Annotated in this window: 24 protein-coding genes; 10 read left to right on the top strand and 14 right to left on the bottom strand. The window is 68.3% G+C overall.

Annotated features, from left to right (window positions below):
* Positions 1-6 precede the first annotated feature (6 nt).
* The 4 genes from AC04MD_RS17245 to tviB all read right to left on the bottom strand — a co-directional run bounded on the left by AC04MD_RS17245 (position 7) and on the right by tviB (position 4,634).
* Positions 7-1,596, bottom strand: a complete 1,590-nt coding sequence (locus tag AC04MD_RS17245; protein WP_475498488.1) for an XrtA system polysaccharide chain length determinant — start codon at positions 1,594-1,596, stop codon at positions 7-9.
* Positions 1,596-2,216: an XrtA/PEP-CTERM system exopolysaccharide export protein gene (locus tag AC04MD_RS17240; protein ID WP_475498487.1), complete on the bottom strand. Its 621-nt coding sequence runs from the start codon at positions 2,214-2,216 to the stop codon at positions 1,596-1,598. Before AC04MD_RS17240 ends, AC04MD_RS17245 begins: the two co-directional genes overlap by 1 nt.
* 95 nt (positions 2,217-2,311) lie before the next feature.
* A complete protein-coding gene (locus AC04MD_RS17235; protein ID WP_475498486.1) occupies positions 2,312-3,319 on the bottom strand; it encodes an NAD-dependent epimerase in 1,008 nt (335 codons plus the stop codon).
* A gap of 25 nt (positions 3,320-3,344) precedes the next feature.
* The gene (tviB, locus tag AC04MD_RS17230) at positions 3,345-4,634 is read right to left on the bottom strand and encodes a Vi polysaccharide biosynthesis UDP-N-acetylglucosamine C-6 dehydrogenase TviB (RefSeq protein WP_475498485.1); all 1,290 of its coding nucleotides are present in this window, start codon (positions 4,632-4,634) and stop codon (positions 3,345-3,347) included.
* Positions 4,635-4,849: 215 nt separating this feature from the next.
* On the opposite strand from tviB, the gene galE reads away from it, so the two are divergent.
* Positions 4,850-5,866 carry a UDP-glucose 4-epimerase GalE gene (galE, locus tag AC04MD_RS17225; RefSeq protein ID WP_475498484.1) on the top strand — a complete coding sequence of 339 codons (1,017 nt, stop codon included), beginning with the start codon at positions 4,850-4,852 and terminating at the stop codon, positions 5,864-5,866.
* A gap of 110 nt (positions 5,867-5,976) precedes the next feature.
* Positions 5,977-7,032, top strand: coding sequence for a diguanylate cyclase (locus tag AC04MD_RS17220; RefSeq protein ID WP_475498483.1), 1,056 nt, complete (start codon positions 5,977-5,979; stop codon positions 7,030-7,032).
* 4 nt (positions 7,033-7,036) lie between these two features.
* Here the strand turns inward: AC04MD_RS17220 and AC04MD_RS17215 are convergent, their stop codons facing one another.
* Together AC04MD_RS17215 and thiD are read right to left on the bottom strand one after the other, a co-directional pair.
* On the bottom strand, positions 7,037-7,879 hold the full coding sequence (locus tag AC04MD_RS17215) for an alpha/beta hydrolase family protein (protein ID WP_475498482.1): 843 nt from the start codon (positions 7,877-7,879) through the stop codon (positions 7,037-7,039).
* Positions 7,880-7,884: 5 nt separating this feature from the next.
* A complete protein-coding gene (gene thiD, locus AC04MD_RS17210) occupies positions 7,885-8,694 on the bottom strand; it encodes a bifunctional hydroxymethylpyrimidine kinase/phosphomethylpyrimidine kinase (protein WP_475498481.1) in 810 nt (269 codons plus the stop codon).
* 70 nt (positions 8,695-8,764) lie between these two features.
* On the opposite strand from thiD, the gene AC04MD_RS17205 reads away from it, so the two are divergent.
* Positions 8,765-9,820 (top strand): acyltransferase family protein, encoded by a 1,056-nt coding sequence (locus AC04MD_RS17205; RefSeq protein WP_475498480.1) that lies wholly within the window; start codon positions 8,765-8,767, stop codon positions 9,818-9,820.
* 18 nt (positions 9,821-9,838) lie between these two features.
* On the opposite strand, the gene AC04MD_RS17200 is transcribed toward AC04MD_RS17205, so the two are convergent.
* The 5 genes from AC04MD_RS17200 to AC04MD_RS17180 all read right to left on the bottom strand — a co-directional run bounded on the left by AC04MD_RS17200 (position 9,839) and on the right by AC04MD_RS17180 (position 13,807).
* Complete coding sequence (locus tag AC04MD_RS17200; RefSeq protein ID WP_475498479.1) at positions 9,839-10,546, bottom strand: YoaK family protein; 708 nt, start codon at positions 10,544-10,546, stop codon at positions 9,839-9,841.
* Between the two features lie 61 nt (positions 10,547-10,607).
* Complete coding sequence (locus AC04MD_RS17195) at positions 10,608-11,216, bottom strand: TonB family protein (protein WP_475498478.1); 609 nt, start codon at positions 11,214-11,216, stop codon at positions 10,608-10,610.
* 29 nt (positions 11,217-11,245) lie between these two features.
* Positions 11,246-12,643 carry a PhoH family protein gene (locus tag AC04MD_RS17190; protein ID WP_475498477.1) on the bottom strand — a complete coding sequence of 466 codons (1,398 nt, stop codon included), beginning with the start codon at positions 12,641-12,643 and terminating at the stop codon, positions 11,246-11,248.
* Positions 12,644-12,758: 115 nt separating this feature from the next.
* Positions 12,759-13,244 carry a peroxiredoxin gene (locus AC04MD_RS17185; protein ID WP_475498476.1) on the bottom strand — a complete coding sequence of 162 codons (486 nt, stop codon included), beginning with the start codon at positions 13,242-13,244 and terminating at the stop codon, positions 12,759-12,761.
* Between the two features lie 2 nt (positions 13,245-13,246).
* Positions 13,247-13,807 (bottom strand): glycine cleavage system transcriptional repressor, encoded by a 561-nt coding sequence (locus tag AC04MD_RS17180; RefSeq protein ID WP_055943639.1) that lies wholly within the window; start codon positions 13,805-13,807, stop codon positions 13,247-13,249.
* 180 nt (positions 13,808-13,987) lie between these two features.
* Here AC04MD_RS17180 and dapA point away from each other — a divergent pair, with 180 nt between their 5' ends.
* Both dapA and AC04MD_RS17170 read left to right on the top strand, forming a co-directional pair.
* Positions 13,988-14,896 carry a 4-hydroxy-tetrahydrodipicolinate synthase gene (gene dapA / locus AC04MD_RS17175; protein WP_475498475.1) on the top strand — a complete coding sequence of 303 codons (909 nt, stop codon included), beginning with the start codon at positions 13,988-13,990 and terminating at the stop codon, positions 14,894-14,896.
* A 15-nt stretch (positions 14,897-14,911) separates the two neighbouring features.
* Positions 14,912-15,400, top strand: a complete 489-nt coding sequence (locus AC04MD_RS17170) for a hypothetical protein (RefSeq protein ID WP_475498474.1) — start codon at positions 14,912-14,914, stop codon at positions 15,398-15,400.
* Between the two features lie 79 nt (positions 15,401-15,479).
* Here AC04MD_RS17170 and fdxA read toward each other — a convergent pair whose 3' ends face one another.
* Complete coding sequence (gene fdxA, locus AC04MD_RS17165; RefSeq protein WP_056881145.1) at positions 15,480-15,803, bottom strand: ferredoxin FdxA; 324 nt, start codon at positions 15,801-15,803, stop codon at positions 15,480-15,482.
* Between the two features lie 294 nt (positions 15,804-16,097).
* Here fdxA and AC04MD_RS17160 point away from each other — a divergent pair, with 294 nt between their 5' ends.
* From AC04MD_RS17160 to AC04MD_RS17140, 5 genes are all read left to right on the top strand, one after another.
* On the top strand, positions 16,098-16,805 hold the full coding sequence (locus AC04MD_RS17160; protein ID WP_475498473.1) for a pirin family protein: 708 nt from the start codon (positions 16,098-16,100) through the stop codon (positions 16,803-16,805).
* A 102-nt stretch (positions 16,806-16,907) separates the two neighbouring features.
* Positions 16,908-17,714 carry a MipA/OmpV family protein gene (locus AC04MD_RS17155; RefSeq protein WP_475498472.1) on the top strand — a complete coding sequence of 269 codons (807 nt, stop codon included), beginning with the start codon at positions 16,908-16,910 and terminating at the stop codon, positions 17,712-17,714.
* 36 nt (positions 17,715-17,750) lie between these two features.
* Positions 17,751-18,104 (top strand): hypothetical protein, encoded by a 354-nt coding sequence (locus AC04MD_RS17150; RefSeq protein WP_475498471.1) that lies wholly within the window; start codon positions 17,751-17,753, stop codon positions 18,102-18,104.
* A 21-nt stretch (positions 18,105-18,125) separates the two neighbouring features.
* Positions 18,126-18,332, top strand: coding sequence for a hypothetical protein (locus AC04MD_RS17145; protein ID WP_475498470.1), 207 nt, complete (start codon positions 18,126-18,128; stop codon positions 18,330-18,332).
* 34 nt (positions 18,333-18,366) lie between these two features.
* The gene (locus AC04MD_RS17140) at positions 18,367-19,437 is read left to right on the top strand and encodes an MBL fold metallo-hydrolase (RefSeq protein ID WP_475498554.1); all 1,071 of its coding nucleotides are present in this window, start codon (positions 18,367-18,369) and stop codon (positions 19,435-19,437) included.
* 14 nt (positions 19,438-19,451) lie between these two features.
* Here AC04MD_RS17140 and AC04MD_RS17135 read toward each other — a convergent pair whose 3' ends face one another.
* Both AC04MD_RS17135 and AC04MD_RS17130 read right to left on the bottom strand, forming a co-directional pair.
* Positions 19,452-20,825, bottom strand: a complete 1,374-nt coding sequence (locus AC04MD_RS17135) for an ATP-binding protein (protein ID WP_475498469.1) — start codon at positions 20,823-20,825, stop codon at positions 19,452-19,454.
* On the bottom strand, positions 20,822-21,487 hold the full coding sequence (locus tag AC04MD_RS17130; RefSeq protein ID WP_475498468.1) for a response regulator transcription factor: 666 nt from the start codon (positions 21,485-21,487) through the stop codon (positions 20,822-20,824). The genes AC04MD_RS17135 and AC04MD_RS17130 overlap by 4 nt, the downstream gene beginning before the upstream one ends.
* Positions 21,488-21,610: the final 123 nt, after the last annotated feature.

The following is a 21,610-nucleotide window of genomic DNA, read 5'->3' as shown; positions in this document are numbered from 1 at the left end:
GCGGCCTCAGGCGGCGAGCCGCTTGAGGCCGAACGCGAGGCCGTACGCGAGTACGACCAGCACCAGCATGCCGACGCTCATCGCGTTCCGGCTCAGTTCCTGGCGGCGGTCGCGCGGCGAATGGTAGGTCGGGACCACGGTCAGCAGCGGCCGGTCGGTGATCCGCTGCACCTGCTGCGCGGAGCGGAGGCGTGGATCGAACCGGGCGCGCAGGAACAGCAGGCCCAGCGGGATGCCCACGGCCATCAGCAGCCCGCCGATGGCGAAGTGCATGAAGCGCAGGCCGGTCGGGCGCAGCGGCATGGTGGCCGGGTCCTGCACGCGCAGGGTCAGGCCACGCTCCTCGCGGTCCAGCTGCATCGACACGCGCGCATTCTCGCGACGGCGCAGCAGGTCCTGGTAGATGTCGCGGTTGACCTCGTAGTCGCGGGTCAGTTCGGCCAGCGCGCTTTCCGAGTCGGCGATGCGGCGGCTGCGGTTGAGCTCGTCATTGAGCATCGACTCGGCGATCGACATGCGCGATGAGGTCGCGGCGACTTCGCGGCGGGTCTGCGCCTGCTGGCTGCGCAGTTCCTGGTACAGCGGGTTCATCTGCGCTTCGTCGAACGGGCTGCTGCCCTGCGGTGCGGAGGCGCGGCGGTTCTGCTCATTGGTCATCGCCTGCTGCAGGTCGGCCATCTGGTGGCGCACGCGCACCACGTCGGGGTGCTGCTCGGTGTAGTTCAGCAGCAGGCGGTCCAGCTGGCCCTGCAGCTCGAGCAACTGGCCACGGTAGAGGCTTTCACGTGTCTGCACGGCGGTGACCGCCGATTCGCCGGACAGCTGTGATGCGATCGCGCCTTCGCGCGAGCGCTGTTCCAGCAGCGCCATGCGGGTCTGCTCGACCGTCGTGCGCAGCGCGCTGATGCGGGTGTTGGCGTCGGTGGCGCTGCCGGGCTGCGCGTCGGTGTTGGCGGAGCGGTAGGCGCGCAGGCGCTCCTCGGCTTCCAGCAGCTTGGCGTGGTAGTCCTGCACCTGCTTGTCGATGAACTCGTAGGCCTCGCGGCTTTCCCGCTCCTTCGCAGCCAGGCTCTCCTTGATGAACATGTCGCCGAGGCGCTCGGTGACTTCGTAGGTGCGCTTGGCGTCGTTGTCGCGGTAGGTGATCTGGATCAGGTTCGGACGCGGGCTGGTGATCGCGATGCGGCCCTTGATCTGCTCCATCAGCCGGTCCTGCTCGATCGGCGTGGGCTTGTCGTCCAGCCAGCCGCCGGTCTTCAGCGCATCTTCCAGCACCTTGCGGCTGTAGATCACCTGGCGGGCGATGCCGGCGCGGTCCACCACCTCGGTGGCGACGGCACGGCCTTCCAGCAGCGGCTGGATGATGTCGCTTTCCTGCGCCAGGATCGTGGTGGCGGCGGTGTAGTTCTTCGGCAGCACCAGCAGTCCGACGACCAGCGTCAGCAGGGCGACGGCGGCGAAGACGCCGACCAGGGCCACGCGGTGGCGGCGTGCTTCGCGGATCAGGATCGGGGCGAGCTCGTTGGGCGACAGTGCATTGGCGGGCGCTGCCGGCGCGGCGTATCCGCGCCGCGCGGGAAGATTGCTCTGGCTCATCAGAAGGTGCGCTCGGGAACCGTGATGACGTCGCCGGGGGAGACGGTGTAGTTGGTGCTCAGGTCGCCGCGGTTGAGGATGCGGTCCAGGCGCACGGCGTAGGTGCGGGTTTCCTCGGGCGTCTTGCGATGCAGGTCGGAGCGGTCGGCGGCGGCGAATTCGGTGACGCCACCGGCGGCCAGCACGGCGTCCAGCACCGTCATGCCCGGACGGTAGGGCAGCGACACCGGCTGGCGCACCGCACCGGTCACGCGCACGCGGGACAGATATTCATGGCTGCGCAGGTCGGTCAGGATCACCGCGACCTGCGGATCGCGCACGTACGTCGCCAAACGCTCCTGGATGTCCTTGGACACTTCGCCCGGCGTGCGGCCACCGGCCGGCACGTCGCCCACCAGCGGCACCGAAATCATGCCGTCCGGGCGGACCGGCACGGTGATGCCGAGTTCGGGATTGCGCCACACGGAGACCTGCACGATGTCGTCGACGCCGATGTGGTACGCGTCGGTGGCCAGCGTGGTGGTCGCGGGCGGTGGCGTCTGGCTGCCGGACGACGTGGCGCAGGACGCCAGCATCAGGCACATCACGGAGGCGGCAAGGCCGGCGAGCAGGCGTTTCATGAGGCGGGTCCCCTGGAGTTGCTGATGCCATCAGTAACGGTGGCGGCAGCGGAATCCGGCCAATCGGCGCGCCTCGCGGGCGCGCAGGCGCAGACTCAGTCGGGGTAGAACGTGCGGTACCAGTCGACGAAGCGGCGGATGCCAGTCTCGATCGGTGTTGCCGGCGAATAGCCGGTGTCGCGGCGCAGGGCTTCGACGTCGGCCTCGGTGTCCGGCACGTCGCCGGGCTGCATCGGCAACAGGCGCTTCTCCGCCTTGCGGCCCAGGCAGTCCTCCAGCACTTCGATGTAGCGCAGCAATTGAACGGGCTGGTGGTTGCCGATGTTGTAGACACGGTACGGCGCGCTCGACGAGCCGGGATTCGGCAGCAGCGGATCGTAGGCCGGGTCGGGCCCGGGCACGGTGTCGAGCGTGCGGATCACGCCTTCGACGATGTCGTCGATGAAGGTGAAATCGCGCGTGTGGTGGCCGTGGTTGAACACATCGATCGGCTTGCCCGCCAGGATGTTGCGGGTGAACAGGAACAGCGCCATGTCCGGGCGGCCCCACGGGCCGTAGACGGTGAAGAAGCGCAGGCCGGTGGTCGGCAGCCCGAACAGGTGGCTGTAGGTATGCGCCATCAGTTCGTTGGCCTTCTTGGTGGCGGCATACAAGCTGACCGGATGGTCGACGCTGTCCTCCACCGCGAACGGCAGCTTGCGGTTGGCCCCGTACACCGAACTCGACGAGGCGTAGACCAGGTGCTCGACGCCGCGGTGGCGGCAGGCCTCGAGGATGTTGGTGAAGCCGACGATGTTGCTGTCGATGTAGGCGTGCGGGTTCTCCAGCGAATAGCGCACACCGGCCTGCGCGGCCAGGTTCACCACGCGCTGCGGCTTGAACTCATCGAACGCCGCTTCCAGTGCGGCGCGGTCTTCCAGCGCGCCGCGCACGAAGCGGAAGCCGGCCTTGGGCAGCAGCTGCGCCAGGCGCGCGTCCTTCAGGGTCGGGTCGTAGTAATCGTTGAGGTTGTCGTACCCGAGAACCTCGTCGCCGCGATCGAGCAGGCGATGGCTGAGGTGGGAACCAATGAAGCCGGCGGCACCGGTGACCAGAACGCGCATCAGGAGTCTCGTGCAGGGGGAACGGTTACAGGCAGTCGTCGACCGCGTGGCGGGGCAGGGTCCGCTTGACATCGAAGATCACGGCGCCGGGCTTGCCGAGGGCGCGGATGCCGTCGGCGCCGCGTTCGGTGAATTCCCGGTGCGCGACCGCCAGGATCACCGCATCGTACTGTCCGTCCTGTGGCTCTGCCACCAGCTCCAGCCCGTATTCATGACGTGCCTCGCCCGCGTTCACCCATGGGTCGTGAACGTCGACCTGCGCGTTGTAGCTGCGCAGCTCGGCCACGATGTCGACGACGCGCGTATTGCGCACGTCGGGGCAGTTCTCCTTGAACGCCAGGCCCAGCACCAGCACCTTCGCACCGGCGGTGGGCAGGTTGCGCCGCGCCATCAGTTTCGCCACGCGCCGCGCCACATGGCTGCCCATGCCGTCGTTGATGCGGCGACCGGCCAGGATCACGTCGGGGTGATAGCCGATCTGCTGCGCCTTGTGGGTCAAGTAGTACGGATCGACGCCGATGCAGTGGCCGCCGACCAGGCCGGGGCGGAACGGCAGGAAGTTCCACTTGGTGCCGGCGGCTTCCAGCACCTCGTGGGTGTCGATGCCCAGGCGGTGGAAGATCAGCGCGAGTTCGTTGATCAGCGCGATGTTGACGTCGCGCTGGGTGTTCTCGATGACCTTCGCGGCCTCGGCGACGCGGATGCTGCTGGCCTTGTGCGTGCCGGCGGTGATGATGCTGCCGTACAACGCATCGACGAAATCGGCGACCTCGGCGGTGGAGCCGGAGGTGACCTTCATGATGGTTTCCAGGCGGTGCTGCTTGTCGCCGGGATTGATGCGCTCGGGGCTGTAGCCGGCGTAGAAGTCCTGGTTGAAGCGCAGGCCCGATTCGCGCTCGATGATCGGCACGCAGTTCTCTTCGGTGGCGCCCGGGTAGACGGTCGATTCGTAGATGGCGACCGCGCCCTTGCCGATCGCGCGGCCGACGGTCCGGCTGGCCGATTCCAGCGGATGCAGGTCGGGCCGCTTGTAGTCGTCGATCGGGGTGGGCACCGTGACGATGAACACGTTGCAGCCCGCCAGCGCCGCCGGGTCATCGCTGAAGTCGAGCAGCGGGGTGTCGCGCAGTTCGTCGGCGCTGACTTCCAGCGTGTGGTCCTGGTGGTCGCGCAGTTCGGACACGCGCTTCGTGTTGATGTCGAAACCGAGCGTGGGGAACTTGCGGCCGAAGGCGACGGCCAGCGGCAGCCCCACGTACCCGAGTCCGATCACGGCGATCCTGACCTGGTCCAGGCTGGGCAACGGAGCGTTCATCAATGTGGGATCCCCTGTGTGGTGCAAGCGATGAAGAGTCTATAGGTCGGGGCGCACGCATGGGCTTGCCCGGCCGGTATCGAGTCGATCAACGTGCAAAGCCGCGTCCAGAGGACATCGCGCGCAGGCGCATGGCCTGATTGTGCCGTCGCTTGCGTACCAGAGGCATGACCGGCCACCGGACGGGTGGGCGACCAGCGACCGGGGGAGTCGACATGCGGATCCTGTTGTGCGGCGGCGCCGGCTACATCGGCGCGCATGCTTACGTGGTGCTCGTCGAGCGTGGCCACGAGGTCGTCGTGGCGGACAATTTCAGCAACAGTTCGCCCGGCGTGCTCGCCCGCCTGCAGCAGATCACCGGGCGCCCGGTGCCGTTCCAGCCGCTTGACCTGCGCGACCGCGAGGCGGTGACGGGGTTCTTCGCGCGGCAGACGTTCGATGCGGTGGTGCATTTCGCGGCGCTGAAGTCGGTGGGCGAATCCTGCGAGCGTCCGCTGGACTACTTCCACAACAACATCAGCGGCACGCTCAACCTGCTGCATGGCATGCAGTCGGCCGGGGTCAGGCGGCTGGTGTTCAGTTCCTCCGCGACGGTCTACGGAGATCCCTGCAGCGTGCCCGTGCGCGAGGACGCCCGCCTGCAGGTCACCAATCCCTACGGCCGCACCAAACTGGTGATGGAGGAGCTGATCGGCGACCTCTGCGCCAGCGATCCCGGATTCCATGCTGCCAACCTGCGCTACTTCAATCCGGTGGGCGCGCATGCCTCGGGGCTCATCGGAGAAGACCCGACCGGCATTCCGAGCAACCTGATGCCGTACATCTGCCAGGTGGCGGTCGGGCGGCGCGACCACCTCAGCGTGTTCGGCGGCGACTGGCCCACCGTGGACGGTACCGGCGTGCGCGACTACATCCACGTAATGGACCTGGCGCGCGCCCATGCGGACGCGCTGGACTTCCTGCAGCGCGAGCGGCGCAGCCTGACCGTCAACCTCGGCACCGGGCAGGGCGTCAGCGTGCTGCAGCTTGTGCAGGCGTTCGCGGGCGCATCGTCGCGGGATATCCCTTACCGGATCGTCGACAGGCGCGCGGGCGACGTCGCCGAGGTGTATGCGGATCCGTCGCTCGCCAACGACGTCCTGGGCTGGCGCGCGGAGCTGGATGTGGACGCGATGTGCCGCGATGCCTGGCGCTGGCAGGCACAGAATCCGCAGGGCTACCCCGCAACGTGATTGCGAACGTGACAGGGTTGGCATAAGCCCGGGCGCGGCGTTGCGTCGCAGGCTGGCGACGGCGGAGAGATTGGCCGAAAATCGGTGCATTCCACCTCGTCAGGATCCGCTTGCCCTCCGACGCTGCGCGCGACATGGCGGAACAGAACCGCTCACGCTACGGCCTGCGCATGTACCGCATGCGCGCGCTGGGGCTGGGGCTCGGGTTCCTGTGCGTGGGTGCCGTGTTTTACGAGCATTCCGCATCGCCCGCGCTGTGGGCCCTGCTGGTCGCCAACGGGTTCCTGTGGCCACACCTCGCCTACCTGCGGGTGAAGACGCAGCGCAGCGAGCCGTTGCGCGCGGAGTTCCAGAACCTCACCTTCGACGCCGCCATGGGCGGCTTCTGGATCGCGGCGATGCGTTTCGACGCGCTGCCCAGCGTGCTGCTCGCGGTGATGCTGACGATGGACAAGGTCATCATCGGCGGCGGCCGCTTCGGCGCACGCACGCTGGGCGCGATGGTCCTGACGTGCGGGGCGGCGAGCGCGGCGTGGGGTTTCGCGTTCGAGCCCTACACCCGCTATCCGGTGGTGCTGGCCTGCCTGCCGTTCCTGGCGATCTATCCGATGGCGATCGGGGTCGCCACCCATTCGCTGGCGCGCAAGGCGCGGCAGCAGACGGACCTGCTGGAAAAGATGGCGCGCTTCGACGCTGCCACCGGGCTGATGAACCGCCAGCAGTGGCTGCACGCGGCGACCACCGAGCTCAAGCGCTACCAGCGGGCGGGACGCACGGCCGTGCTGGTGCTGATCGACATCGACCGCTTCAAGGATATCAACGACGGCTACGGTCATGTCGTCGGCGACGAGGTGGTGGAGGAATTCGCACGCCTGCTGAAAGCCTGCCTGCGCGATGTGGACACCAGCGGCCGCTACGGCGGGGACGAGTTCGGCGTGGTGATGCCGGACACGCGCTGGGAGGAGGCCATCGTCGCGGCGGAACGCCTGCGCCGGCAGGTTGCCGCCTGCGCGTTCTCGGCGCGTGGCCTGCGCTGCACGGTGAGCATCGGGCTGGCCGAATCCCATGCCGGCATCGCCTCGGTCTCGGACTGGATCAACAGCGCCGACAGCGCGCTCTACCGCGCGAAGGCGCAGGGACGCGACTGCATCGTGGTGGGTTGCTGAGGCGTCAGGCGAGCAGGGCGTCGACCACGGCCTGCGGCTGCTTCATCCAGGCGAAATGGTCGGCGCGCGCCCCCAGGCGGGCGTGATCCAGCACGGTGACGTGGGCAGGCGCGTCCGGCATCTTGGCCATCAGCGCCCGCAGCGAACGCTCCGGCGCCAGCCAGTCGTCGTCGAACAGCACGCCATGCAGCGGTGACCGCAGGTGACGCATGCCGGCTTCCAGATCCACCGGCCATCCGGCCGCGCGGTATCGTCCGCTGAGTCCGACGCGGGCCCAGTCGCGGATCAGCCCACGTGCTTCATCGCCACCGAAGCCCAACCGCCGGCCCGGCAATGCGCCGCAGGCGCGCGCCAGCCACGGCGCGAACTGGTAGAAGAACGGCAGCGCGTAACCGCGCGGTGCCGGGAAGGTGCGCCAGTACGGCGTGCCACTGCCGACAAGCCAGATGGAGTCGAATGCGTCCGGTGCCTGGCCTGCATGGCAGGCCGCCAACTGGCCCCCCAGGCTGTGGCCGCCGATGCGATGCGGAACACCCGGCAAGCGATCACGCAGCGCGGCATGGCTGAGCGGCAGGTCCTTGCCCAGCAGGTCGCGGTAGCTCCAGTCGTTGCGCCGGTTGGCGCGCAGCGAACTGCTGCCGTTGCCGCGCCATTCGTGCACGAACACCGCTATCCCACATGCGGCGAGCGCCTCCGCGAACGGCAGGTAGTGGCGTGCCGCCACGCCGAGCGCCGGCACCCACAGCAGTGCGCTGGTGGGTGTCGCCGGTATGCGCGCGATCAGGGTGTAGGCGTGGCCGTCCTGCGACCGCAGCGGAAGCTCTTCCGCCAGAAGCTCCTGGTCCATGGCGCTCATGCGGTGGGCGCCGCGCCGAAATGGTCCAGCACCACGATGTCGCTGCGGCCGGGCCGATACCCCCCGCGCAGGGCGGCATGCACGTAATCCGACGCGGCCAGGCAGGCCTGCTGCATCGCCATGCCCTGCGCACGACGCGCGGCGATGGCCGATGCCAGCGTGCACCCGGTGCCGTGCGCGTCCAGCGCCAGGCGCGGGTGCGCGGTTTCGACCAGGCCGTCCTGGTCGATGAACAGGTCGACCACGTCGCCATCGTCCGGCAGGTGGCCGCCCTTGAGGAACACGGCGCGCGCGCCCAGCGCCAGCAGGTCTGCCGCGGCCACGCGCATCGCCTCGGCATCGGGGATGGCGCGCCCGAGCAGCAGTTCGGCTTCGGGCAGGTTGGGCGTCACCACGTCTGCCAGCGGCAGCAACTGCGTGCGCACCGCGTGCAGCGCGCTGTCCTCCAGCAGCTTGGCGCCACTGGTGGCCACCATCACCGGATCGACCACCACCGCCGCCGGCCGATGAGCCCGCAAGGCGTCCGCCACCACGCCGATCACCTCGGCGGTGGCCAGCATGCCCAGCTTCACCGCGCGGATGTCGAAGTCCTCGAAGCAGGCATCGAGCTGCGCGCGCAGGAAGTCCATCGGCGGTACGTTCACCGCGGTGACGCCACGGGTGTGCTGCGCGGTCAGCGCGGCGATCGCCGACAGGCCATGCACGCGGTGCGCGGCGAAGGTCTTGAGGTCGGCCTGGATGCCGGCGCCGCCGCCGGAATCGGAGCCGGCGATGGTCAGGGCGGAGACGGAGGAAAGGGAGGGCATGCGGTCATTATGCCGTCGTGCCCCGGGCAAGTGGCCCCATCGGCCCCGATCCTGCGTCATTGGAGTGTCGATGGAAGCGCCGCAAGCGGCGACAGGGGAATGGGTGGTGAAGCGGCTTTCCGGCCTGGATGGCGTGCGCGCGATCGCGGTGCTGATGGTCCTGGTGGGCCATGCGGCGAAGTTCCCCCAGTTTCCCGGCGCCATCAGGGACCTGCTGGTGTTCGACATCGCGGGCTTCGGCGTGGCGATCTTCTTCGTGCTGTCCGGCTTCCTGATCACCACGCTGCTGGTCGATGAGCGCGAGCGGCGCGGCCGCGTTTCGCTGCGCGACTTCTATCTGCGCAGGACGATCCGCATCTTTCCCGCCGCCTATCTCTACATCGCCTGCGCGGTGGTCGCCGCGTCCATCGGCTGGGCCACGCTGCGTTCGGGCGACGTGGCGCATGCGCTGACGTACACCATGAACTACCACCACGACCGCGGGTGGTCGCTGGGCCACCTGTGGTCGCTCGCCGTCGAGGAGCAGTTCTACCTGCTGTGGCCGCTGCTGTTCCTGTGGTCCGGCCGGCGTGCGCTGTTCGCGGCGGTCGGGATCATCGCGCTGGCGCCGGTCATCCGGGTCTTGGCCTGGGCGCTGTGGCCAGCGTCGCACGCCGGTATCGATGAGGAATTCCAGTACGTCGCCGATGCGCTGGCGACCGGCTGCTTCGCCGCGCTGCTGGTGCAGCGGGTCGGCGCGGAACGGCTGTCGAAAGCGATTCCTCCCTACGCCTATCCGGCGGCGCTGCTGATGGCGCTGGCGGCCGCCTCGTTCTCCGAATGGCCGTCGTTCTACCTGCCGGTGGGCGCGACGATGGTCAATGTCGGCATTGCCGTCTGCGTGCTCGGCGTGGTGTTCCGCATCAATCCGGCCATCGATCGGCTGCTGAACTGCCGGGTGGCGGTGTTCGTCGGCACCATCAGTTATTCCCTGTACCTGTGGCAGCAGATCTTCCTGGGCAGGCAGGTGCAGCTTGCGCGGGACATGCTGCCACTCGCGATCGCGCTGCCGTTCCTGGTGGCGAGCGTCAGTTACTTCGGGGTGGAGCGGCCGCTGCTGCAGCTGCGCGAGCGCTTCAGGCACTGACGCTGGCAGGTGCCGGGATCATCGCGGCGGTCGTTTTTCGTCGCCGGCAGGCGTCGGCTCCCGCGACGCGAAGCGGCGGTGCAGCCAGGCGATGTGGGTGATGCCGGTCAGGCCGGTCAGCAGCGCCGGTACCAGCAGGGCGTCATAGCCAAGCCGTCGATAGAGCATGGCGCCCAGCACGCCACCGGCCAGGAACCCGCTGATGATCAGGCCGCTGAGCGCCAGGCGGCGCACCTGCAGCGGCATGCCGCGCAGCAGGTGGCCCAGGCCGATGCCGAGGTCGGTGAACATGCCGCTCAGGTGGGTGGTGCGCACGGCGGCACCGCTGTAGGTCGTGACCATCGCGTTCTGCAGGCCGCAGGCGACGGCCGCCAGCAGGGCACCCCAGATCTGCTTCTGCTCGAACATCGGGATCGCCGCGACCAGCAACGCCGCTTCCAGCACCAGCACCACGCCGTAACGGCGCCCGGGCTTCAGCGTCTGGTCCTGGATGATCAGGCCGCTCAACATCGCGCCGAGGCAGAAGGCGATCAGCACGCCCCACAGGTGCATCACGGCGCGCAGGTCGCCGTGTGCGATCGCTGCGCCCAGCAGGCTGGTGGTGCCGGTCAGGTGGCTGACCGCCTGGTGTTCGAAGCCCAGGTAACCGACGACGTTGACCATACCGGCCACGCAGGCCAGCGTCACCGCGCCGATCCAGACCCAGCGGGGAAGAGAGAGACCCATCAGGAACTCGCGGACAACCGGTGAGTCGCGATGGGCTCCCGCGTCGTGGCATGGCCGGCATTCACCGCATCGCCTTCATGAAGGCATCCAGGAATTTCGCGTCGGGGCGTTTCGCGCACGCGCCGGCCACTTTTTCCGGCGCCGATGGCAGTCGCTTGAGCGTGTCCAACGACATCGAGCCGTTGGTCGTGACCCAGACGCCCGTGACAAGATCGAACACCCGCATGTCGGCCGCCTTCGCGCCGGGTTTGAGTGTCCGGAATGCGGCGAGGTCCTGGTTGAACTCGTCACAGGACTTCGTCGACAGCGTCTGCACACTGTCGAGCGAGAAGCCTACCGGGATGCGCACCGGTACCGGCGCCGCCGCGGGAGCACGCGGCTTGAAAGCGAGCTTGGCGGCGGCGGAAAGTGCGGCGTCATCCAGTACCCGGGACTCCGAAGACGACTCGATGCGGGCATTCGCTACTGTCCCGGCCGCAAGCACGTCCGCCCTGACGACCACCTGTCCTGACAACCGTTGCGCCGTCGCTTCAGCAGGAAAGCCCTCGCTGTACGGGAACAGGGAAATCTCGCGCACCGACTGCACCGATATCCCGTCCGTTGGCGCAGTAGCGGATGGCCTCGCCTGCGCCAGGACATCCTGTCCTGCGCAGGCCAGTGCGGCCAGCACGCACGCCGCGCTCCAGTGTGAGCGTGCGATCACAGCACTTCCGACGCGTAGTCCGCCAGGCGCGAACGCTCGCCACGCCGCAGCGTGATGTGCGCGCTGTGCGCCCAGTTCTTGAAGCGGTCCACCGCGTAGGTCAGGCCGGACGTCGTTTCGGTCAGGTAAGGCGTGTCGATCTGCTCCACGTTGCCCAGGCAGACGATCTTGGTGCCGGGGCCGGCACGGGTGATCAGCGTCTTCATCTGCTTCGGCGTGAGGTTCTGCGCTTCGTCGAGGATCAGGTAGCGCGACAGGAAGGTGCGGCCGCGCATGAAGTTCATCGAACGGATCTTGATGCGGCTGGCGAGCAGGTCGTTGGTCGCCGCACGACCCCAGGCGCCGCCTTCCTGGTTGTGCGTCAGCACCTCAAGATTGTCGGTCAGCGCGCCCATCCACGGCGTCATCTTTTCCTCTTCCGTACCCGGCAGGAAACCGATGTCTTCGCCGACGCTGACCGTGGCGCGGGTCATGATGATTTCGCGGTAGCGCTGCTGGTCCATCGTCTGCGCCAGGCCGGCCGCCAGCGCGAGCAGGGTCTTGCCGGTGCCGGCGGTGCCGAGCAGGGTGACGAAGTCGACGTCGGGGTCCATCAGCGCGTTGAGCGCGAAGTTCTGTTCGCGGTTGCGCGCATTGATGCCCCACACCGCATGCTGGCTGTGACGGAAGTCGTCGACGATCTGCAGCGTCGCCTTGTCGCCGTCCACCTTGCTGACGCGGAACTCGGATTCGTCGTCGCCTGGCAGGTACAGGAACTGGTTGGGATACCAGCCGGCGTCCTTGGCCATGACGACTTCGTAGAACGTGCGCCCCTTGTCGGTCCACGAGCGCAGGTCCTTGCCGTGCCGCTGCCAGAAATCCTCCGGCAGCGGATCAGCGCCGGTGTACAGCAGGCTGAAATCGTCGAGCGCGCGGTCGTTCTCGTAGTCCTCGGACACAATGCCCGCGATCGCCGCCTTGATGCGCAGGTTGATGTCCTTGGAGACGAACACCACCGGGATCTCCGGCTCCTGCTCCTTCAGCGCGAGGATCGCGCCGAGGATGGCGTTGTCCGGGATGACCGCGCCGAAGCTCTTGCCGGCCTCGAAGTGGCTGGTCTGGAAGCGCAGCAGGCCGGCGCTCTGCGAGCCGCGCAACTGCAGGCTGTTGGGCTGGATCAGCGGGATGCCGGCGGCGAGGTTGTCCAGGCCGGAGGCTTCGACCAGTTCGTTGAGGAAGCGGCTGACCTGCCGCGCGTTGCGGCTCGCTTCCGAGGTGCCCTTCTTGCCGTTGTCGAGTTCCTCGATCACCTGCATCGGCAGGTAGACGTCGTGCTCCTCGAACTTGAACAGCGCGGTGGGGTCGTGCATCAGCACGTTGGTGTCCAACACATAGATACGCTTGCTACGGGTCATTCGGGCAACCTCATCGAGGAAGATGTGTGAACACGGGCGACTTTTCCGCGGACAGCAGCGAACCACCATGGCCCGCCGCGGCGCGGGATGGTGGGTGGAGTGGAAGAGGATTCCGTCACTGGGCCTGGTGGGCCTTCAGGGCGTCCAGCACGGCATCGGCATGGCCGGCGACCTTCACGCCGCGCCATTCCTGCGCAAGGCGGCCGTCGGGCGAGATCAGGAACGTGCTGCGGACGACGCCCAGCACCTTGCGGCCGTACATGTTCTTCTCGTGGATCACGTCGAAGGCCTTGCACAGCGCTTCGTCGGCGTCGCTCACCAGCGGGAACCTGAAGCCCTGCTTGGCGCAGAAGTTGTCGTGCGACTTCACCGAGTCGCGCGAGACACCAAGGACGGTCGCGCCCAGCTTCTTGAATTTCGGCAGCAGGGCGTTGAAATCCAGGCCTTCGGTAGTGCAGCCGGGCGTGCTGTCCTTCGGGTAGAAGTACAGGACCAGCCAGGAGCCGGCGTAGTCGGCGAGGGTAGTGGTCTCGCCGCCGGACAGCGCCAGCGGCAGTTTCAGTGTCGACGTGGGCAGGGCTTTCGCGCTTTTCGCCGTCATCGTCAGAACTTCATCGGATCCATGATCGCGTCCAGGTTCAGATGGTCGCAGAATTCGAGGAAATCGTCGCGCAGCGCGGCGATATGCATGTTGGCCGGCACGCCGATCGTGACCTGCGCCGAGAACATCTCCGCACCGGTCTGCATCGCGCGGTAGCGCGTGCTCTGCAGGTTCTCGATGGTGATGCCCTGGCGGTCGAAGAAATCGGCCAGTTGGAACAGGATGCCCGGCTTGTCGGCGGCGACCACTTCCACGATGTACGGCAGCAGGTTGGACTGCACCACCTTCGGGCCGGTGCGGTAGAACACCAGCTTCAGGCCGTCGTCGCGCTCCAGCCGCGACAGCATCGTCTCCAGCTTCGCCACGGCGTCCCACGAACCGGTCGCGAGCGCCGTCACCGACACATCGCGCCCCACCGTGGACAGCCGCGCGTCCACCAGATTGCAGCCGCTGTCGGCGATCCGGCGTGTCACCGACAGGAGCGGCGATTCCGGATGCGTCGTGTAGGCGGTGATCAGGAGGTGGTTTTCGGTCGGCGAAGGCCGGGGCGTGGAATCGGTCAAGAGAGCTTCCGGCGTTGCGGTCTGGCTGAATGGCGGCCGGGCTGCGGCCCGGCGACGCTGGCAGCATACTTGCCCGCCCTTTGAGCCCGCAAGTAACATGCGGCCGACATTGCAGGCGGACCGGGATAACTGCGCTTACGGGCGCTGCCGGTGCGCCGGATCCCCACCGAGAGCCTTCCCTTGCACCTTTCCGGCAGCATCACCGCACTGGTCACGCCGTTCCTGGCGTCGGGCGAACTCGACTTGCACGCCTGGCGCGAACTGCTCAAACAGCAGATCGACGGTGGCACGCAGGGCGTGGTGGTGGCGGGCTCGACCGGCGAGGCCGCTGCGCTCTCCGACGACGAATACGACAGCGTGCTGCGCATCGCCGTGGAAGAAGTGCGTGGCCGGGTGCCGGTGCTCGCCGGCACGGGGCAGATGAATACCGCGAAGACCATCGCCACCACGCGCCGCGCCGCGGCCGGCGGTGCGCAGGTCGCGCTGGTGGTGACGCCGCCCTACGTGCGACCGACCCAGGCCGGCCTGGTGGCGCACTACCGCGCCGTCGCCGACCAGGGCAGGTTGCCCGTGGTGCTCTACAACGTGCCCGGCCGCACCGGGTGCGACCTGCTGCCGGAGACGGTGGCGGCGCTGGTCGACCATCCGAACATCGTCGGCATCAAGGAGGCGCGTTCGGAACCCGAGCGCATGTCCGCACTGCTGGCGCTGCGCCGCGACGGCTTCGCCATCCTCAGCGGCGACGACCCGACCGCATCGCGCGCGATGCTGGCCGGCGCCGATGGCCTGGTCTCGGTCGGCTCCAATGCCTTGCCGCGTACGTTCCGCCGGCTGTGCGACCTGGCCCGCTCGGGCGACACCGCCGCTGCGGCCGCGCTCGATGCGCAGCTGCAGGAGATCTATAGCTTCCTCGGCGTGGAATCCAATCCCATTCCGGTGAAGGCGTTGCTGCAGCGTGCGGGCTTCGGCCATGGCCTGCGCCTGCCGTTGCTCACGCTGTCTTCCCCCCATACCGACATCGCCGACCGCCTCGCCACCGTGGTGCAGGCGCTGGAAGCACAATCCAGCCGCGACAGCCTCGCGGCCTGAACCCAGGAGAACCTCATGCGTCTTTCGTCTTCCCTCGTGCGTCCGCTTGCCCTCGTGCTGCTGGTCGTGTCCGTCGCCGGCTGCTCGTGGTTCAAGAAGGGCGCGAAGGGCGACTACGCGCTGGCGCCGGAAGCGCGTCCGCTGGAAGTACCGCCGGACCTCACCCTGCCCAGCACCAGCGGCGCCATGCAGGTGCCGGCGGCCGGGCAGGTCGGTCCGTCGGCCGCGCCGGCGGCGGGCGGTTTCAACGTGGCCGGCTCCCGCGATGAGGCCTTCACGCGCGTCGGCGAAGCGTTGGCCGGTGTCGAAGGCGTCACCGTCGCCAGCCGTGCGCAACTGCTGGGCACCTACGACGTGAGCTACGAAGGCGCGAGCTTCCTGGTGCGCGTGTCGGCGGTGGAAGCCGGTGCCTACGTGTCGGCCGTCGATCCGCGTGGCCTGCCGGCGACGTCGCCGGCGGCGGTCAAGCTGCTCGCCGCGCTGAAGGCCAGGCTTGGCGGTTGATCCGCACGTCCGCTCCGGACAGCAGAAGGGCGCCGCAAGGCGCCCTTTTTCATGCATCGGCTCTGGGCCGGCGGCGCGCTCAGCGCTCCAGCAGCGGCAGCTTGTCCGGCTTGCCTTCCCACTCCTTGGCATCCGGCAGTGGATCCTTGCGGGTGGTGATCACCGGCCAGGCACGCGACAGTTCGGCGTTGAGCGCCACATAGCCTTCCTGCCCGGCGGGCACGTCGTCCTCGGGATAGATGGCGTTGATGGGGCATTCCGGCTCGCACAGCGTGCAGTCGATGCATTCGTCCGGATCGATCACCAGGAAGTTCGGGCCTTCGTGGAAACAGTCCACCGGGCAGACTTCCACGCAGTCGGTGTACTTGCACTTGATGCAGTTTTCGGTGACGACGAAAGGCATGAGACTCGATGTGCAGCGGAAAGAACCGCGCAAGTTTAAATCACTGCGTGATTCGAGTTGGGAATCTTTCTTGCCCGCTCCCTGCGAAGGCGGGTCGTCGTGAGGTGGCGGCGTGGTCAGTCGAATGCGGCAGGACGTGGCGACAGGGCATGCGCATTGTTCCGGCAAGCGCGGTGCCGCCCCGGGGTTCGCTGCGAATTCTTCATAAATGGAACAATCAGTTGGTTGTTGGCTGATTTATTCCATCCATGCGCAGGATCATGATGCGCGCCTCACCACATCAGGAGCTCCGCCATGATCACCCTCCGTCCTGCCAAGGCCCGCGGCCACGCCAACCATGGCTGGCTGGATTCCTGGCATAGCTTCTCGTTCGCCAGCTACTTCGACGACCAGCACGTCCATTGGGGGCCGCTGCGCGTGATCAACGAGGATCGCGTGGCCGCCGGCCGCGGCTTCGGCGAGCATGGCCACCGCGACATGGAGATCATCAGCTACGTGCTGGAAGGCGCGCTGGGACACAAGGATTCCATGGGCAACAGCTCCAGCATCGTGCCGGGCGACGTGCAGCTGATGAGCGCCGGTACCGGCGTGCAGCACTCCGAGTTCAACTACAGCGAAACCGGCACCACCCACTTCCTGCAGATCTGGATCATCCCGGATCGCCAGGGCGTGCCGCCGTCGTACGAGGAGAAGGCCTTCCCGGCGACCGAGAAGCAGGGTCGCCTGTGTTTGGTGGTCAGTCCGGACGGCGCCGACGGTTCGGTCAGCATCCATCAGGACGCACGCATGTACGCGGGCCTGTTCGACGGCAGCGAGAAGGCCGAGCTTCGCCTGGCCGAGGGTCGACTGGGCTACGTGCACGTGGCGCGTGGCGAGGCCACCGTCAACGGGCAGGCGTTGAGGGCCGGTGATGCGCTGCTCTACGACGCGGAACCGCTGGTCAGCATCGAGCGCGGCATCGGCGCGGAAGTACTGGTGTTCGACCTGCCGCGCATGCAGTGAATCGCCCGGCGGCGGGGCGCGTCCGGCGCTTAAGGAGTTCTTAAAGCGCGCGCGCGAGCATGGGTGGGCCGGAATGCCGGTCCCCCCACCGCCGAGGTCCCCATGAGTGTGTTGCGAGCCTGTACGCCCCTGTTGCTGCTGTTGCCGTTGTCCGTGTCCGCCCAGGTCGTCGAACGCACCGATGCGAAGACGCAGGACCAGCTGCCGGCGCGCTGGAGCGCGGGCGTGGCGGTCGTCCACCGCGACAGCGAGTACGCAGGCGAGGGCACGCGCACGCGCCTGTACCCCAACATCGCCTACGACGGCGACCGCTTTTATCTGCGCGGTGCCGCACTGGGTTATCGCGCCTACACCGACGACCGGTTCGAACTGCGGACCTTCATCGCCGGGCGGCTGGATGGCCTGGACGCCGACGATTTCGGCGTCGCCCAACTGGCGCGCCGCGGCGTCGACCGTCGCCTGCTGTCCGACCGCGACGACAGCGTCGATGTCGGCGTCGGGGCGAGCTGGAAGGCGGCCGGTGGCAAACTCGACCTCGACGCGCGTGTCGACGTGACCGGCACCAGCGACGGGTACTCCGTCGCGCTCGACTACAGTTATCCGCTGACGCTGGGACGCACGACGCTGGTGCCCTCGATCGGCGCGGTGCGCCTGTCGGCCGACATGGCCGATTACTACTACGGCATCCTCGATGAGGAGGTCGCGCGCGGCGTGGCGGCTTACCGTCCCGGCGCGGTGACGGTGCCGCGCGCCAGCCTGACGCTGATCCAGCCGTTCGCCAAGCGCTGGGCCCTGATGGGCAACGTGGAGTACCGCGCGTTGCCCGGCGCCTTGCAGGACAGTCCGCTGGTCGAGCTGGGCAAGGACCGCAGCACGTCCCTGTTCGTCGGCATCTCGCGCGGATTCTGAGTTTCCGCTCCCTCCCTCCCTCCCTTGGAGTTCCCCATGAACGCCCGACTTTCCCGTGCAGAAATGGCAACGCTGCTTCGCCCGGCGCCCGTGGCCTATCTTCCAGCGCCCGATGAACTCGCCGCGACCCGCGTATCCGCCGGCGACGACATCGACATCCGTCGCGTCACCCGTGCGCATGCCGCCGCGCTGATGCAGCTGTGCGACCGGCAGGTGGCGGAGCTGCCGGGCACGTCCGGCCCGCGGGCGGGCACCGGCGTACTCGAGCTGATGGAAGCGCTGTTCGAACCGCCGCTGCGCGCATGGGCCTGGATCGCCGAGCGCCGCCGGGAGTCGTCCGGCTACGCCTTCGCCACGGTGGGGTTCTCGATGATCGAGCGCGCGTACTAACTCAACCTGGAGGCGCTGTTCGTGCCCGCCAGTGCGCGGCCCTCGGACATCGCCGCCCGCCTGTTCGCCGAAGCACGGCGCACGGCCTCGGAGCTGGGCTGCGTGGACCTGCGCTGGCAGGTGCCGGTGGGGCAGGGCGGCACACAGATGGCGCTGCCCGGCCAGGCCGGGACGGCGACGATGATCCAGTACGTGTTCCCGACGTTGCGGAGCGACCAGCATGACTGATCTGTCCACCCCTGCGCCGCGAAGCAGGAAGCGGTTGAAGCGCATCGCGGCCGCCGCATGCGTGTCGGCCTCCGCGTTCGCCTACGCCGGCCTGTCCGGCTGCGCCACGCTGTCGTATCCGGAGTCGCCGCAGTTCGGCGAGGACGGCTTCCAGAACGAGCGCAAGCCGCGGCCGATGGGCTGGCGCGAGACCAGCAAGCTCTGGTGGGATTTCCTGGTGGGTGGCAAGCCGGCCGGTACGGTCCCGACCCGGTCGATTCCGATGCAGGCACTGACCCGCCGGGAATTGGACGATGCCGCGGACGGCACGCTGTATCGCCTGGGTCATTCGACGGTGCTGTTGAAGCTGGACGGACGTTTCTGGCTGACCGATCCGGTGTTCTCCGAGCGCGCCTCGCCGGTGCAGTGGGCCGGGCCGAAGCGTTTCCACGCGCCGCCCATTGACCTCGACGATCTGCCGCCGCTGTCCGCGGTGGTGCTGTCGCACGACCACTACGACCACCTGGATCGCGACACCGTGCGCGCGCTGGCGGCGAAGACGGAGGTGTTCCTGACGCCGCTCGGCGTCGGTGACCGCCTGGTCCGCTGGGGCGTGCCGCGCGAGAAGGTGCGCCAGTTGGACTGGTGGGACGACGTACAGCTGCAGGGCGTGCGCTTCACCGCGACGCCGTCGCAGCACTTCTCCGGCCGCACGCTGTTCGACCGCAATGCCACGCTGTGGGCGTCGTGGGTGATCCAGAGCGACGACCTGAAGGTGTTCTTCAGCGGTGACACCGGGTATTTCGACGGATTCCGCACCATCGGCGAGCGCCTGGGACCGTTCGACCTCACCCTGCTGGAATGCGGCGCGTACGACCGCCGCTGGCAGGACGTGCACATGCTGCCCACGCAGACCCTGCAGGCGCACCTCGACCTGGGCGGCAGGTCGCTGGTGCCGATCCACAACAGCACCTTCGACCTGGCGTTCCATGGCTGGAGCGAGCCGATGGAAACGCTGTACACGCTGTCGCAGCAGGCGGACGTGGACATCGTCACGCCGGTGATCGGCCAACCGCTGGCGATCGCGCGGCCCGGCGACACGCTGCCCTGGTGGCGCGGCGAGTAACGCCACGCTGTGTTTCAGGCATCGGATGCCGCGCGGAATTCGACGCGGCAGCCGAATCCCCTGCCGCCGATACCTTCTTCCACGGTGATGCGCGCATCGTGCGCGCGGGCGATGCGATCGACCAGCGACAGGCCGATGCCGCTGCCGCGCTCGCCGTTGCCCTGGCTGCCGCGGAAGAAGCGCTCGAAGATGCGCTCGCGTTCGTCGGTCGGCACGCCGGGGCCGTTGTCGCGCACGACCAGCCACGCGGTGGTGCCAGCGTCGTCGGCCCCGCAGGCAATCTCGATGCGTGCGCCGTCGCCGCTGTAGCGCACGGCATTGTCCAGCAGGTTGCGGACGAGGATGCCGAGATCGTCGAGGTCGCCCTGCACGCTGGCCGGTTCCGCATGCAGCGCGAGCGTCTGCTGGCGGCGGGTCGCCATCGAGTCGAACTCGCGCGCGACCATCGTCACCACGTCCGGCAGCGCGACCACCGGACGGTCTTCGCGCAGCGGCGAGGCATCGACGCGCGCCGAATCGAGCAACTGCTGCGCCAGGCGCGAGGTGCGCTGGATGCCGTGCGCCAGCTGCGCCAGCGCGGCCTGCGCGTCCGCCTGGCTGCCGGCACGCATGGCCACCTGGGTCTGCGTCAGCAGCGCGGCCAGCGGCGTGCGCAGTTCGTGCGCGGCATCGGCCAGGAACTGGCGTTCGCCCCGCATCGCTTCGGACAGGCGTTCGAGCAGCAGGTTGAACGAATCCACCAGCGGACGGATCTCGCGCGGCAGCTTGCGCACGGGCAGGGGCGCCAAGTCGTGCGGCTCGCGCTGCGCCATCTCGCGGCGCAGCCGGTTCATCGGGCGCAGGCTCCAGTGGATGGCCAGGCCTACCGTGGTGCCCAGCACCAGCAGGATGCCGATGCCGCTCCACAGGCTGATCTTCACCCAGTGCGCGAGTTCGGCCTTCATCGCCGATTGCGACATGCCGGACTGCACCTGGATGCGGCCGCTGGCATCGGTGACGGCATAGACGCGCCACGGTTCGCCGGCGACCTCGCTGACCACGAATCCGGGTTTGAAATCCGCGCGCAGCGGCTCCATCGGTGCGCCGTCCGAGGCCACCACGGGCGTGCTGCGGCCCAGTATCCACACCTGGTAGCGCAAGGTGTCGAACTTCTTCCCGGTCATGCTGCGACGCGTGGGCAAGCGCAGGCGCGGGCCTTCGTCCAGCACGTCGAGCGTGCTGGGCATGGACAGCAGGATCTGCTCGCTGACTTCCTGCAGGAACAGGTCGTCGTGGCCCTGCTGCTGGCGCGTCATCTGGAAGTGCTGGCCGCCCAGCCAGCAGGTCCAGCCGAGGGCCAGCGGCGTCATCACCGCGATCAGCAGCTTCGATTTCAGCGAATGGCTCATTCACCCTCTCCCAGGCGGTAACCGAAGCCGTGCACGGTGGCGATCACGCCATCGCCGAGCTTCTTGCGCAACTGGTGGATATAGACGGCGATGGTGTTGCTCTCGATCGCGCCGTCGCCGCCGTAGACCAGCGATTCCAGCGTGTCGCGCGCGATCACGCGGCCGGGACGTTCCATCAGCGCGAGCAGGGTGCGGTACTCGTGCACGCCCAGGCGCACGGGCCGATCGCCCAGGCGCACCGAGCGGTCGGCCGGATCCAGCACGATGTCGCCATGGCGGAGCACCGGGGCCACGCGGCCCTGGGTGCGGCGGACCACCGCGCGCAGGCGTGCACTGAGCTCGCCGGCCTCGAAGGGCTTGACGATGTAGTCGTCGGCGCCGGCATCCAGGCCGCGGACGCGGTCGCTGAGCTGGTCGCGCGCGGTGATGATCAGCACCGGGGTGGTGTCGTAGCGCTGGCGCAGGGCGGCCAGCACGTCCAGCCCGGAGCCGCGCGGCAGGCCGAGGTCCAGCAACACGGCGGTGTAGCCGTGGTCGACCAGCGCCAGGCGCGCGGACGCGACGTCCTCGGCGCGGTCGATGGACCAGCCATCCTGCGCAAGCGCGGCGGCCAGCGCGTCGCCGAGCATGCGGTCGTCTTCAACCAGGAGCAGGCGCGACACGGGCGGCCCTCGGGCGGGTAGGGGCGACCATGCTAGGTCGGCGCGATTAAACCGTCTTTAATGCGTCCGTGCCCGGGTCCGCAAACACAAAACCCCGCCGGAGCGGGGTTCTGGTGGTGCACC

Source organism: Pseudoxanthomonas sp. LjRoot206 (genome assembly GCF_056175725.1).
Note: the sequence above shows the minus strand (reverse complement) of the source record. Positions and strands in the feature narration are given on the sequence as shown.